20 protein-coding genes are annotated in these 13216 nt (G+C 57.8%); 19 read left to right on the forward strand and 1 reads right to left on the reverse strand.

Going from position 1 to position 13216, the window contains the following annotated elements; genetic code table 11:
- Positions 1-218: 218 nt before the first annotated feature.
- The gene (locus SLH49_RS16215) at positions 219-857 is read right to left on the reverse strand and encodes a TetR/AcrR family transcriptional regulator (RefSeq protein WP_320270204.1); all 639 of its coding nucleotides are present in this window, start codon (positions 855-857) and stop codon (positions 219-221) included.
- Positions 858-928: 71 nt separating this feature from the next.
- Here SLH49_RS16215 and SLH49_RS16220 point away from each other — a divergent pair, with 71 nt between their 5' ends.
- From SLH49_RS16220 to SLH49_RS16310, 19 genes are all read left to right on the forward strand, one after another.
- Positions 929-1471, forward strand: coding sequence for a hypothetical protein (locus SLH49_RS16220; protein WP_320270205.1), 543 nt, complete (start codon positions 929-931; stop codon positions 1469-1471).
- Entirely contained in the window at positions 1464-1754 is a 291-nt protein-coding gene (locus SLH49_RS16225; protein WP_320270206.1) for a DUF6958 family protein, read from the forward strand. The genes SLH49_RS16220 and SLH49_RS16225 overlap by 8 nt, the downstream gene beginning before the upstream one ends.
- A gap of 125 nt (positions 1755-1879) precedes the next feature.
- A complete protein-coding gene (locus SLH49_RS16230) occupies positions 1880-2410 on the forward strand; it encodes a NuoB/complex I 20 kDa subunit family protein (RefSeq protein WP_181417207.1) in 531 nt (176 codons plus the stop codon).
- Positions 2411-2434: 24 nt separating this feature from the next.
- Positions 2435-3046 carry an NADH-quinone oxidoreductase subunit C gene (locus tag SLH49_RS16235; RefSeq protein WP_320238987.1) on the forward strand — a complete coding sequence of 204 codons (612 nt, stop codon included), beginning with the start codon at positions 2435-2437 and terminating at the stop codon, positions 3044-3046.
- Complete coding sequence (locus tag SLH49_RS16240; RefSeq protein WP_320270207.1) at positions 3046-3468, forward strand: GFA family protein; 423 nt, start codon at positions 3046-3048, stop codon at positions 3466-3468. The genes SLH49_RS16235 and SLH49_RS16240 overlap by 1 nt, the downstream gene beginning before the upstream one ends.
- Complete coding sequence (locus SLH49_RS16245) at positions 3465-4421, forward strand: sulfotransferase (RefSeq protein WP_320270208.1); 957 nt, start codon at positions 3465-3467, stop codon at positions 4419-4421. The genes SLH49_RS16240 and SLH49_RS16245 overlap by 4 nt, the downstream gene beginning before the upstream one ends.
- Positions 4418-5311, forward strand: a complete 894-nt coding sequence (locus tag SLH49_RS16250) for a sulfotransferase (RefSeq protein WP_320270209.1) — start codon at positions 4418-4420, stop codon at positions 5309-5311. Before SLH49_RS16245 ends, SLH49_RS16250 begins: the two co-directional genes overlap by 4 nt.
- Positions 5312-5314: 3 nt before the next feature.
- On the forward strand, positions 5315-6553 hold the full coding sequence (locus SLH49_RS16255) for an NADH-quinone oxidoreductase subunit D (RefSeq protein WP_413785302.1): 1239 nt from the start codon (positions 5315-5317) through the stop codon (positions 6551-6553).
- A 5-nt stretch (positions 6554-6558) separates the two neighbouring features.
- Positions 6559-6966 (forward strand): hypothetical protein, encoded by a 408-nt coding sequence (locus SLH49_RS16260; protein ID WP_320270210.1) that lies wholly within the window; start codon positions 6559-6561, stop codon positions 6964-6966.
- Positions 6963-7121: a hypothetical protein gene (locus tag SLH49_RS16265; protein ID WP_320270211.1), complete on the forward strand. Its 159-nt coding sequence runs from the start codon at positions 6963-6965 to the stop codon at positions 7119-7121. The genes SLH49_RS16260 and SLH49_RS16265 overlap by 4 nt, the downstream gene beginning before the upstream one ends.
- Before the next feature lie 38 nt (positions 7122-7159).
- Positions 7160-7483 (forward strand): hypothetical protein, encoded by a 324-nt coding sequence (locus SLH49_RS16270; protein ID WP_320270212.1) that lies wholly within the window; start codon positions 7160-7162, stop codon positions 7481-7483.
- 224 nt (positions 7484-7707) lie between these two features.
- The gene (gene nuoE, locus SLH49_RS16275; RefSeq protein WP_320270213.1) at positions 7708-8772 is read left to right on the forward strand and encodes an NADH-quinone oxidoreductase subunit NuoE; all 1065 of its coding nucleotides are present in this window, start codon (positions 7708-7710) and stop codon (positions 8770-8772) included.
- Between the two features lie 249 nt (positions 8773-9021).
- Positions 9022-9720 (forward strand): NADH:ubiquinone oxidoreductase, encoded by a 699-nt coding sequence (locus SLH49_RS16280; protein WP_320270214.1) that lies wholly within the window; start codon positions 9022-9024, stop codon positions 9718-9720.
- A gap of 84 nt (positions 9721-9804) precedes the next feature.
- Positions 9805-10035 (forward strand): DUF5337 domain-containing protein, encoded by a 231-nt coding sequence (locus SLH49_RS16285; protein WP_320270215.1) that lies wholly within the window; start codon positions 9805-9807, stop codon positions 10033-10035.
- Positions 10035-11321, forward strand: a complete 1287-nt coding sequence (gene nuoF, locus SLH49_RS16290) for an NADH-quinone oxidoreductase subunit NuoF (protein WP_320270216.1) — start codon at positions 10035-10037, stop codon at positions 11319-11321. Before SLH49_RS16285 ends, nuoF begins: the two co-directional genes overlap by 1 nt.
- Positions 11318-11728 carry a hypothetical protein gene (locus tag SLH49_RS16295; protein ID WP_320270217.1) on the forward strand — a complete coding sequence of 137 codons (411 nt, stop codon included), beginning with the start codon at positions 11318-11320 and terminating at the stop codon, positions 11726-11728. The genes nuoF and SLH49_RS16295 overlap by 4 nt, the downstream gene beginning before the upstream one ends.
- A gap of 23 nt (positions 11729-11751) precedes the next feature.
- Positions 11752-12156: a hypothetical protein gene (locus SLH49_RS16300; protein WP_320270218.1), complete on the forward strand. Its 405-nt coding sequence runs from the start codon at positions 11752-11754 to the stop codon at positions 12154-12156.
- 99 nt (positions 12157-12255) lie between these two features.
- Complete coding sequence (locus tag SLH49_RS16305; protein WP_320270219.1) at positions 12256-12705, forward strand: DUF3291 domain-containing protein; 450 nt, start codon at positions 12256-12258, stop codon at positions 12703-12705.
- Positions 12702-13172: a DUF3291 domain-containing protein gene (locus SLH49_RS16310; protein WP_320270220.1), complete on the forward strand. Its 471-nt coding sequence runs from the start codon at positions 12702-12704 to the stop codon at positions 13170-13172. Before SLH49_RS16305 ends, SLH49_RS16310 begins: the two co-directional genes overlap by 4 nt.
- Positions 13173-13216: the final 44 nt, after the last annotated feature.

Here is a 13216-nt window from a genome sequence, read left to right on the forward strand (position 1 = left end):
TTCATGCACATCGCCTATGGCGCTCTGTCCTTTGATTAAACTTTATTGCGTCGTCTCTTTAGCTAAAATGTGGGCAAAGTTAGGCATATTGTTTCGGGCAATGCGGCAATTGTGACGGATAGCTTTCACTTACAACTTGTCGCCGGTTTGGCTCGTCCTTGATGGCTGTTCAACCAATTCCTATTGAGTTCACAAGCCTGTCTCCGACCCCTGTATGATCAGGCGCGGCCTACCCCGTGAGCCGCCCAGAAGACGCGTACACATTCTGCGACATGCGCGTCTGCGGCACCAGGCTTCAACGTCTTTGCCGCTCCGGTGAGCATGGCCTCGCTCGTTGGACCGCCCATGATCAGCCAGTTGAAGGTCTCCGCCGCGCGGTGCGGTTCCGGTGTGTTCAGCTTGCCCGCCGCATGCCACTTCGTGAAGGCGCGTTCGAGCCGGTTGATGGAACTGCCGGGTCCCAGTTCGAACACGGCTTTACCAAAATCGGGAAAGCGTGCGGCCTCTGCAATTGCGACCCGCCTGATTTGCATCAGATTCGGGTCATGCGCTGTGCGTAGCTGTTGGCGCGCATGGGCCAGCAAGAAGGTATGTGGGTCGTCAGCCTGCTGTGGTTCGGCTGTTGCCTTGCGCTGGGCCGCAACCGCCTCTGCGATCATTCGTTCGGCCATCTCGAGAAACAATGCTTCCTTGGTGCCCGCATGCGCATAAAGCGTCTGTTTTGAAACTTTCGCCTGTGCTGCGACCTCATCCATGCGGGTTTCGACAAAGCCTTTACTGAGGAAAAGCTCTGTCGCCGCAGCGAGGATTTTTTCGCGGGTACGCCTGACACGCGGAGGAAGTGTTTCGCTGCTCATGACGGATGAGATAGCGCATATTCGTTGACAAATCAAACTAGACGGTCAAGTTTGATTATAAAAGGAGTGCTATGAACCAGATTCGTCTGACATGTCGCTGCGGCAAGTCCGCGATGGTTCTTGCCGGTCCGCCGATTGTGGCGGCTGAATGTCATTGCACCAGTTGTCAGGACGCGGCCAGCATCATGGAGGCACTGCCAGACGGCGTATCAGAGCTTGCCGAGACGGGCGGGACGCAATTTGTGCTGATGCGCAAGGATCGCATCCGTTTTGCCGACGGCGCTGAACGCCTGCGTCATTTTCGCCTGAAACCGGACAGCAAAACCCGGCGTGTGGTGGCGACCTGTTGTTCGAGCCCGATGTTTCTGGAATTCGCTGACGGCCATTGGCTGTCGATCTATGCTGCCCGTTGGCCGGAAGGTCAGCGACCGCAGATGGATTTGCGCACAATGACAAAGGATCGCGAAGAGGGGCCATCGCTGCCGAATGACATTCCCAATCCAAAGTCACACACGGTTGGGTTTATGGTCAGGTTGCTGGTTGCATGGGTCGCAATGCGGTTCCGGGTGCCGAAGGTGAATGTGGCGGAAGAAAGGATGACGTTTGATGTCTGACGAAACGATGGAAGTTCTAACGGCTGCCGGAAAGCCCTGGCGTGTGAACAAGGCAAAGTTCGAGGCGATGCGCGCCAGCCTTTTGGAAGCGTTGCCAGACGAGGCGCCCGGCATCACGGTGACCGAAGCGAAGGAGGCCCTGCTTCCCACATTGGACGCGGCGCTTTTTCCCGGCGGCGAGAAGGCCGGGTGGTGGATCAAGGCCGTGCAACTGGATCATGAGGCGCGAGGCCTGATCAAGCGCAGCAAGGGCAGCCCCTTGCGGATTTATCGCACCAAGTAGCCAATCTGCGGTGTCAGTGAAAAAGGGCGTCCTCTGCGGCGCCGGATCGCGTTGACGGCCCTGAGCCTGACGTCTACATGGATAGGAGCCAAATGCAGCAGCCCTGCCAGATGAAGGGAGCCACCATGGGTGTCATGACCGGGACCGCAGTTGGGGCCGATAAGGAACACGGCGCGCAACTGATCAACAGTGAGTTGCAGGACAAGGGTTTCCTCGTCACATCTACTGCCGACATCATCAATTGGGCGCGGACCGGGTCGTTGCACTGGATGACGTTCGGGCTGGCCTGCTGCGCGGTCGAGATGATGCATACTTCCATGCCGCGTTATGATCTGGAGCGGTTTGGGACTGCGCCCCGTGCGTCTCCGCGCCAATCGGACCTGATGATCGTGGCGGGCACGCTCACCAACAAGATGGCTCCGGCGCTCCGCAAGGTATACGACCAGATGCCCGAGCCACGTTATGTGATCTCCATGGGCTCCTGCGCCAATGGGGGCGGCTATTATCACTACAGCTACTCCGTGGTGCGCGGCTGCGACCGGATCGTGCCCGTCGATGTTTATGTGCCGGGCTGCCCGCCCACGGCAGAGGCGCTGCTCTATGGTATCCTGCAATTGCAGCGCAAGATGCGTCGGACGGGGACAATCGTGCGCTAAGCCGCACGCGAGGAAGGAACGAAGATGACCGAAGCCCTGCAAGAACTTGGTACCCATCTGGAACTCAAGCGTACCGATTGCGTGCTGTCGTGGGAGGTCGCACATGATGAGTTGACGGTGAATGTCGCGCCGTCGTCGTTGGTGAGCTTTGTGGAGTTCCTCAAGACCGATCAGAACTGCAAGTTCTCGACGCTGATTGACATCACCGCCGTCGATTATCCCAGCCGTGCGAAACGGTTTGACGTCGTTTATCACTTCCTCAGCATGTACCAGAACCAGCGTATCCGTCTGCGCGTCCAAATCCGCGAAGAGGATATGCTGCCCTCGATAATCAGCATTCATCCGTCAGCCAATTGGTTCGAACGGGAAGTGTTCGATATGTTCGGCATCCTCTTCAGCGGCCATCCCGACCTGCGGCGCATCCTGACCGATTATGGATTCCGGGGCTATCCACTGCGCAAGGATTTCCCGACCACGGGCTATACGGAAGTCCGCTATGACGAGGTGCAGAAAAGGGTTGTCTACGAACCTGTGAAGCTGGTGCAGGAATATCGCCAATTTGACTTCATGTCGCCGTGGGAAGGCGCGGAATATATCCTACCCGGTGATGAGAAGAAGGACGAAAAGGCGGGCTGATGCCTGAGCTGCGCGGCAGATGCATGTGCGGTGCTGTGCAGTTTACTGCGGACCCGCCCGCGCTGGAGGCAGGTGTTTGCCATTGCGGACAATGCAGCCAATGGACGGGTGGGATGTTTATCAACGTCTATTGTGCCGACACGATCCGCTTGGATGACGGAGCGCCAGTAGGCTCATACAAGGCGAGCGAATGGGGCGAGCGTCTTTTCTGCCAAGAATGCGGGTCTTCGCTGATTTGGCAGACACAGGATGGCCAACATCAAAGCGCCTCGATCCATTGCTTTGACAACCCGTCTCAGTTCAATCTCACCACCCAGATTTTCATCGATCGCAAACCTGATTGCTATGCTCTGGCCAATGCCACGGAAAACCTGACCGAGGCGGAGGTCTTCGCGAAGTATGCGCCTGACGGTGACGTGTGACGCAAGCAGACCTGATTGACGGCATCGACGCCCGGTTCCGCACCGCAGACCGGCTATTGTTCATTATCGGCAGCCAGAAATGCGGCACGAGCTGGTTGCACCGGTACTTTGAAGGCCACCCCCAGGTGTGCCTACCGGCGTGGAAAGAGCAGAATTACTGGAATGCCATCGACGGCTATCCGGTGGACGATTTCTTGAAGCTGCGTCGCAGGCAATTGCAGGGGCCCAACCCGGTGTTGCGTCTTGCCCGCAGAGTTGGGCTGAAACCTTACAAAAGGCCCGCCAAGCTCGCTGCAGTTACCCGCGCCCTTGCGGCACAGCGTAATGCCGGACCACCGCATAGCGGCTATGCAGATTCTATCTTTGAGTTCCGCACCCCGGAAAGCCGCGTGTTCGGCGAAGCCTGTCCGCAATATGCGTTGCTGCACAGCGATACTTACCGTCAGATGGACCGGCTTGGGCCAGAGGTGCGGTTTGTCTTTGTGATGCGCGATCCGGTGGCGCGGATGATTTCTGGCGTCAAACACTCCATGCGGATGGCCGCCAAACAATCCACCTTTCGGCGGGAAGATGTGGTTGATGCCGTTCTTGCCTCGACGCGTGGCCCAGGCAGTTGGGGCTATCGGATGACGCGCTATGACGAAATGATCGCGCGGCTTGAGGCAGCCGTCTCGCCAGAGCGGATCGGCTACTACTTCTTTGAGGATCTGTTCGATCAGACGCAGATTGATCAGCTATGTGATTTCGTTGGGGTCTCCCGCCACACCGCCGACTTTGAAGAAAAGGTCAACTTTGACGGACGGCCCCAACTGACCCTCACCGCAGAGGAACGGGTAGAAGTGGTTGCGACCTTTCGCAATGTCTATGAATCGGTCATTGATCGGTTTGGTGATCAGGTGCCTGACGCATGGCACAGATCGCTGGAACTGTTGCCTGAGATGGCTGCGTCGTGACATCGCCAACAATCCTTTTTTGCGTTGGCGCGACCAAGGCAGGGACCTCCTGGCTGTATCGCTACCTGCACGACCATCCCGATTGCGCCATGCCGGCCGTGAAAGAGGCGCATTATTGGGACACGTTTGATGCGGACGCGCTTGCCAAGCAGACGACGATGTTCCGCGTTCGTTTACGCGAGTTGCGCGACATGAAGGCCGAGGCATCCGAGGAAGCGAAAGGCTGGAAGGTCAAGAACCTCGACCGGCGGATTAATGAGATGAAGGCGCTTCTTGCTGTTCTCGAAGGGGACAGGGTAGAGGATGCGGCTTATCGGGGTTGGCTGATGGACCGGGGCGGGTGGCCCAAGCTGGTGGCGGATATGACGCCTAATTACGCCACGCTCCCCGACGAGACGCTCGCGCGTATGATCGCACTGAGCCCTGATGCCAAGGTCATGTTTCTCATCCGCGACCCGCTGGATCGGCTCTGGTCCCATATCCGCATGCAGGCGCGTCGCCAGCGCCAGGACCATGAAGTCTATGAGAAGAAGGCAAATAACATCCTATACCGCATGCTGAACCGCAATCAGGAGCGGCACATCCTCAAACGCGGCGACTATCCGAGCATCATACGCAAGCTGCGTCGCGTCGTCCCGGAGGACCGGTTGCGCGTGCAATTTGCCGAAGACCTCTTTACAAATGACGGCGTGGCAGCGGCGTGTGCCTTTCTGGGGATTGCGCCCGTGGCCGCAGAGGTTAAAACACCCGTGCATGAGGGCCCGGAGGTTGTCATGCTGGACAGGTTGCGCCCAAGGGCGCTGGGATTGTTGGACAAACACTATGATTGGGTGGCCCGCAATATCGGCCCCCTGCCACAACGCTGGCACGATAACCGCGCAAAGGGCTAGGCCATGATGGACGGCGATATTCGGACAAACACATATGATGACGGCTCGACCGACGCCGCCACAGATGAACAGCAGATCCGGAATTTCAACATCAACTTCGGCCCGCAACACCCGGCTGCGCATGGCGTTTTGCGGTTGGTGTTGGAGCTGGACGGTGAGATTGTGGAGCGTTGTGATCCGCATATCGGCCTGCTCCATCGTGGCACCGAAAAGCTGATGGAAAGCCGCACTTACCTGCAGAACCTGCCCTACTTTGACCGGCTCGATTACGTGGCGCCCATGAACCAGGAACATGCCTGGTGTCTGGCCATTGAGAAGCTGACCAAGACCGAGGTGCCGCGCCGCGCGTCACTGATCCGGGTGCTTTATTCCGAGATTGGCCGGGTGCTGAACCACCTGCTGAACGTGACGACTCAGGCTTTGGATGTGGGTGCGCTGACCCCACCGCTTTGGGGTTTTGAAGAGCGTGAGAAGCTGATGGTGTTCTATGAGCGTGCTTGCGGTGCGCGTCTTCACGCAGCCTATTTCCGACCAGGTGGTGTCCATCAGGACCTGCCCGACCAGTTGATCGAGGATATCGATCAATGGGCGCAGGAGTTCCCGAATATCCTCAATGACATTGACGGGCTCTTGACCGAAAACCGGATCTTCAAACAGCGCAATTGCGATATCGGGGTGATTACCGAGGAAGAAATCCTCGAATGGGGTTATTCCGGTGTGATGGTGCGCGGGTCCGGCCTTGCCTGGGATTTGCGCCGTGCGCAGCCTTATGAATGCTATGACGAGTTCGAATTCCAGGTGCCCGTAGGCAAAAACGGCGATTGTTATGATCGTTACTTGTGCCGCATGGAAGAGATGCGCCAATCAACCCATATCATTCGGCAGGCCTGCGAAAAGCTCCGGCATGAAAAGGGTGATGTGATGGCGCGGGGTAAGATGACGCCACCGACACGGGGTGAGATGAAAACCTCGATGGAGGCGCTGATCCATCACTTTAAACTCTACACCGAGGGATTCCACGTGCCCGCGGGCGAGGTCTACGCCGCCGTTGAGGCGCCAAAGGGGGAGTTTGGCGTCTACCTCGTGGCAGACGGCACGAACCAGCCTTACCGCGCCAAGCTGCGCGCGCCCGGTTTTCTGCACCTGCAATCCATGGATCATGTGGCATCCGGTCACCAATTGGCGGATGTCGCTGCCATCATCGGCACAATGGACATCGTCTTTGGTGAGATCGACCGCTAGAGAAAATGCGTTCAATCCTTTGGCTTTGCGCCCTTGGCGCGGCCATTTTCCTAACGGATTTTTCCTATTGGCAGATCTGGGATCACGCGGCAGCTTCCCGCGAACGCAGTGTGGCCTTTTCAGACACTTGTTCCAAAATCGCTGCGGATTTTGACGCTCAAGCATTGGGGGCGGTGCGTCCGCGCGCTTATGAGCAAAGCCTTGGTATCCTAAAAAAGCATCCCTTAACGCAAGTTGCGCAGTGCACGCAGGTGCGCGGACGCTGCGAGGTGGGCTATGTTTCAAAAGATGTCACCTCCGCCTCTTGGCAATATGACGCCCGTTTTGTTGCGCGCCCGATGCATCATTGCATTTTTCCTGTCACGCTCCTTCAAGGCGTCGGCGGGATGCGCGAAGTGGAGTTGATGGAATGATGACCTTTACAATCAATTACTGGCTTTTGGCTTATGGTGCCGTCGGCGGTGTTGCGGCTGTGCTCACGGCGCGCGGCAGGAACCGGCTGATCAAGGCGGCGATAGCTGGCGCAGTTGCGGTATTTCTGATTGACCTCGCGCGCGGGCTTTTGTGAACTTGCAGCAATTGGTGGGAACTGGAAGGAATTGCCCAATGGTCCGTTATGTCGCGACACTCTCTTTGCTTGGTCTTGCAGCCTGCGTTGCACCTGTTCCAACCACTTCACCCACGCCAGTGCCCACACTCGAACCCGATCCAGAGCCGGCGCCCAATCCACAATCCGCCAAAGAGCGTTTTGTTGCGGCGGTTGAGGCCAATGGTTGCGTGATGACGGCACAGAACGTGCGCACAATCATGGATCAGGCCACCGTCGGTACGGGTGACCTGGAAAACATCATCGTTGCATTGCAGGCGGAAGGGCGTGCGGCACCTGATGGCGCAAATATCCGCGTCATCACCGATACCTGCGTCGCCTGATGATCCTCGGAATTGTCCCCGATTTGATCGTCGTATCAGGCATTGCTTTGCACCCACTGCCTTTTGTTGTCTTTGCAGGTGCGACGGTGATTGCAACAGGTTTTGGTGTGCCGTAACGCGCTCGAATTGCGGGTTCTGCCCGTTGTCATCAGATCACCGTCGGTGTAGGTCGAAAACAATGCGGACATACCCGCGTTTTTAGAGACCCTGAGCCGAGGTTTTTCATGCTGCGTCGTCTTCATCCAGAGCAACCCGACAGCTTTGCGTTCACGCCAGACAATCAGAAATGGGCCGAAGCGCAGATGAAGAAATTCCCCGAAGGAAGGCAGGCCTCGGCCATCATCCCACTTTTGTGGCGCGCGCAGGAGCAGGAGGGCTGGCTGAGCCGCCCGGCGATTGAGCATGTCGCGACCATGCTGGATCTGGCCTATATCCGAGCTTTTGAGGTCGCGTCGTTCTATTTCATGTTCCAACTCCAACCTGTCGGTGCGGTGGCGCATATCCAGATTTGCGGCACGCTGTCTTGCATGATTTGCGGTGCTGAAGATCTGGTGGGTGTCTGCAAGGACAAGATCGCGGCGAAGCCGCATGAGCTCTCTGCCGATGGCAAGTTCTCCTGGGAAGAGGTCGAATGCCTCGGTTCCTGTGCCAACGCGCCGATGGCGCAGATCGGCAAGGATTATTATGAGGACCTGACGGCTGAGCGTTTGGGGGAAATCATCGATGAACTCGCGGCAGGTCGGGTGCCGGTGCCTGGACCTCAGAATGGCCGCTTTGCCGCGGAACCGCTGAGCGGGCTAACAAGTCTGAAAGACTACGAAAGCGGCAAGACCAAATACAATGCCAGTGCGCAGGCTGCAGTAGATATCGGCGATACCGTCAAGCGGATTGACGGCACCGAAGTGCCCCTGGTCACCCCATGGATCAGTGATGGCGCTGCCCCAGTTAGAGCCAAAGCGCCTGCTGCTAAGCCAAAGGCCAAGGCCAAACCGAAGGCATCGGCAAAACCCAAGCCCGCCAAGGAAGAGGTTGTCGCGACGACCACAGAAACTGCCCCCGAAACCCTGTCGGCGCCACGTGACGGCGGCGCTGATGATCTGAAAAAGATCACAGGTGTTGGTCCAAAACTCGAAGGCGTGCTGAACGAACTCGGAATCTGGCACTTTGATCAGATCGCGCAGTGGGGACCGGCGGAAATTTCTTGGGTCGACTCTCGGCTGAAATTCAAAGGGCGCATCGAACGCGACAATTGGGTGGCACAGGCGACCGCTCTCGCCAAAGAAGGTTAATGCGAGGCCAGCGCCCGATTCTTGGCGCAGGCAGTCACCCGCTGATCTCCAGATTGCACAGCGAAGGCGCGGTAACCGGGCGAAATTGACTCTTTTTTGGGTGTTAACCGTTACGGTTGCATAAATAATTTTCGATTTTCGCGCATTTCGGTTACAGCTTGTAGGCAGCAGGGGCTGAGGCGTTTTGCCGCAGGCGCCCTTCCAGATCTGCATGACCGCTGCCCGGTCACCTGAGGGAGAGAGATTAAGATGAAAGATACAGCACCAATCAGCGTTGGTATCATCGTGGTGGCGGGCCTTTTCGGCATTGTCGCCACTGGAGTGGCCATGGTTCTTTACAGTTACGAGATCGGGGGAGGCGCGACAATCGGGGTGATTGTTGCGTTGATCGCGGCCATTGTGCTGGCACTTGGTTGGCGTGATCCGGCGCCGGGGCCAATGGGTGTCGCCGCGCCAGTTGCAGCGCCAGCGCCAACGGCCGTACCCGCCGCAGAGCCAGTCGCCGCGCCCGCACCTGCTCCAGAGCCAGAACCCACGCCCGCTGCAGAAGTTGCTGAAGAAGCGCCAAAGGTCATGCCATCAGCCGCTTTGCCTGGTGAGGCTGAACTGGATGCCAAGAAGGGTGAATGGAAATATGAAGGTGATGCGGCACCTACTGAGGCGGCGCAGCCTGAATTCCTGAGTGCGGCGCGCGAGGGCGGGCCAGATGATCTGAAACTGATAAAGGGTGTCGGCAAGAAACTCGAAGAGACCTTGCATGGCATGGGTATCTATCACTTTGACCAGATCGCCGAATGGGGCCCGGCAGAGCAGGCCTGGATGGACGACAACCTCAAAGGCTTCAAGGGCCGGGCGACCCGAGACAACTGGGTAGAGCAGGCCAAGACGCTTGCGGCAGGTGGCACCACCGAATTCTCCGACAAGGTGAAAAAGGGCGACGTTTACTAAGCCGCATTTAAGACCAATCGCGCGCGTCTTTTTCGCGCGCGATACTTCACGCCTGCTGCGAAACGCATTAGAGGTTTTCGTGACATGGCGGAACACGGACAGACCAAACAGGCCAAGGCAGGGCAACGCGTCGCGTTGATCGTGGCAGGTACCGGTGTTTTATGGGTGTTCGTAACGATGGTCGGTGCCGAATATGGCTGGTCAAACCGGACCCGCGCGTTTTTTGATCTTGCGGCTTTGGCCGGTTTCGGATTTGCCCTGTGGCAGACTTACAGGTTGTGGCGCGCGCGTCAGGATGAGAAGGGCGAGAAATAATGCTCAAAGATGAAAACCGGATTTTCACCAATCTTTACGGGATGCATGACCGCACGCTTGCCGGCGCCAAGGCCCGTGGCCATTGGGATGGCACGGCGGAGATCATCAAGAAGGGGCCTGAGTGGATCATCAATGAGATGAAAACCTCTGGCCTGCGCGGGCGCGGCGGGGCCGGTTTTCCGACAGGGCTGAAATGGTCTTTCATGCCCAAGGAGAGCGATGGACGACCCGCCTATCTGGTCGTGAATGCCGACGAATCCGAACCGGGCACCTGTAAGGACCGCGAGATCATGCGCCATGATCCGCATACGCTGGTTGAGGGGTGCATGATCGCCAGTTTCGCGATGAATGCCCATGCCTGCTACATCTACATTCGCGGCGAATACATCCGCGAGAAAGAGGCGCTGCAGGCAGCGATTGACGAGGCTTATGAGGCGGGGCTGGTCGGTAAGAACGCAGCCAAATCCGGCTGGGATTTCGATATCTATCTGACCCATGGGGCGGGCGCCTATATCTGCGGTGAGGAAACGGCCCTTCTGGAAAGCCTTGAAGGCAAGAAGGGCATGCCGCGCATGAAGCCGCCATTTCCGGCGGGTGCGGGCCTCTATGGGTGTCCGACGACGGTGAACAATGTCGAATCGATTGCCGTTGTGCCCACGATCCTGCGGCGCGGTGGGGAATGGTTCGCTTCGATGGGCCGTCCAAACAACGCAGGCACGAAGCTGTTTGCGATTTCTGGGCACGTGAATAACCCTTGTGTGGTTGAGGAAGAGATGTCGATCAGCTTTGAAGAGCTGATCGAAAAGCATTGCGGCGGCATTCGCGGCGGTTGGGATAACCTCAAGGCCGTGATCCCCGGCGGCTCTTCGGTGCCGTGTGTGCGTGGTGAGCATATGCGCGACGCGATCATGGATTTCGATGCGCTGAAGGAAAAAGGATCGTCTCTCGGCACGGCTGCGGTGATCGTGATGGATAACTCCACTGATATGATCAAGGCGATCTGGCGTCTCTCCAAGTTCTACAAGCATGAAAGCTGCGGTCAGTGCACCCCGTGCCGCGAAGGGACCGGCTGGATGATGCGCGTTATGGCGCGTCTGGTGAAAGGGGATGCAAGCCCTGAAGAGATTGATATGCTCTTTGACGTGACCAAGCAGGTCGAGGGGCACACGATTTGTGCGCTTGGCGATGCAGCGGCATGGCCCATTCAGGGTCTGATTAAGAACTTCCGGGACGAGATTGAGGACCGGATTAAGGACAAACGCCTAGCGGGGATGGCTGCGGAATGATGGGACGTGGATTGATGATGGGGGCAGCGTTCGCGGTTGCCGCTTGTACAACGGGATCGGGTGCTGCGCGCCCGTTCGAGGACCCGGCGGTCCAACAGCTTTTCAATATGCCAACGCCGCGCTATTTCGCGACGCTCAAAGTCGCCAATCAGGTCGCACAGAACTGCGCGCGCTATCGCTATGACGCGATCCTTGATGCGGAACTGAATGAGCGGCGCAACGAAGTCGGGCGCGGTACCCTGACCGCACGCCCATTGACCGCGCAGATCGAAGCGGAAACGGATGTGACAGAGCGCAGTTTCCAAGGCAAGCACGGTGTCGAACTCACTGGTTCCGACCTTTGTCCGGCCGCCGACGCGGAAGTCCTGGAGAATTCGGCACTCAGCGCGCTGCTTGTTCCTGTCTGAAATCACTGAACAAAGGATAGCCGATGCAGCTGAGAATCGCGGGGATTGGGGTGTTGAGCGCCCTAGTCATATCGGCTTGCGCGCCGATGATCTCCCCAAACGACACGCCCATTGCGCTGCGCAACGTGTCTGCCGACGCGATCTTTGCATTTGATGCAGAGGCGACTTGTTCGGGTTTTTCGGCGAATGAGGAGGCCGTCGAGGAACGTTTTGAAGATGTGCTCGCTGAAATGATCGAGGTGGGGTATTCTTCGGCGCAGTTCGACGCCATGTTGGTTGGCCTTGAGGTTGAGACAGATTGGTTCATTCCCTATCTGATCGCACTTGAGCGCAAACACGATATTGATGCATCTGATGATGCGCAATTCTGCAACGTGATGGCGCAAGAAAGGCGTGAACGCAGTTCGATCGGGCGATTGTTGAATTAGCGCGCTCTGGCAAGGTCGGCAAATCGCTGACATTGCCCGAACACCGCGTTTCGGGGTAGCTCTGAAACGATAATGGTGAATGGATCATGAGGGACTGACATGCATCTGGCAGAACTGAATATCGGGCGGTTGATCGCGGCACCTGACGATCCGCGTGTGGCGGAGTTCATGGAGAATCTCGACCGGATCAATGGGCTGGCCAAGCGGATGCCGGGATTTGTGTGGATGATGGAAGGGTCGGGTGAGCCGGGGCGCGGCAATACCGAGACCTGCATTGACGGCGATCCGCGCTTTATCGCGAACCTGTCGGTCTGGGAGACGCCCGCGCAGTTGGAGACCTTTGTTTTCGGGACGCTGCATGATCAGTTCATGAGGCGACGCAGGGAATGGTTTGAAGAACTGGTGCAGATGCATTTTGTGATGTGGTGGGTCAAGGAAGAGACCGAGCCGACATTGGATGAGGCGCTGGCGAAGCTTGATCACCGTGCTGCGCACGGCGACAGTCCGGATGCCTTTGGCTGGGACTGGCTGCGCGCCGCTGCACAATGACCCGGCATCTGGCGGAGTTCAATTTCGGTACGCTGCGTTATTCTTGGGATGATCCGCGCCTTGCGGATTTTCAGAATGGTTTGGATCAGGTCAACGCAATTGGTGCGCGCAGCCCCGGTTCTGTCTGGCGGATGCCCGATGATGTGATGGAGGCCGCGCAGGAGGACCCGCGTGGTCCGTTAGCGGACCGGCCCAATACTGCGTCGACCTTGTCGGTCTGGACGGGGCCGGGCCGGCTTTACCGTTTCGCGATGAAGACGCTGCATGCGCGGTTCATGGCGCGTAATGATGAATGGTTCGTGCCCGGCGATCGGGGATACCTCGTCTGCTGGTGGGTGCCCATCGGTCACCGCCCGGACGTGGCCGAGGGGATGGCGCGCTGGAATGAGTTGCAGGCGCAGGGTGAGACAGAGAATGTGTTTGGCAGCAATATGTTAGCCGATCTCGCTGCGCGCGAAACCGCCTGAAATAGCTGATAACCCCACGCTGATATTGAATAGCGCGGGCGCTT

It is taken from the genome of Cognatiyoonia sp. IB215446 (genome assembly GCF_033963825.1).
In the GTDB taxonomy this organism is placed as follows: Bacteria; Pseudomonadota; Alphaproteobacteria; order Rhodobacterales; family Rhodobacteraceae; genus Yoonia.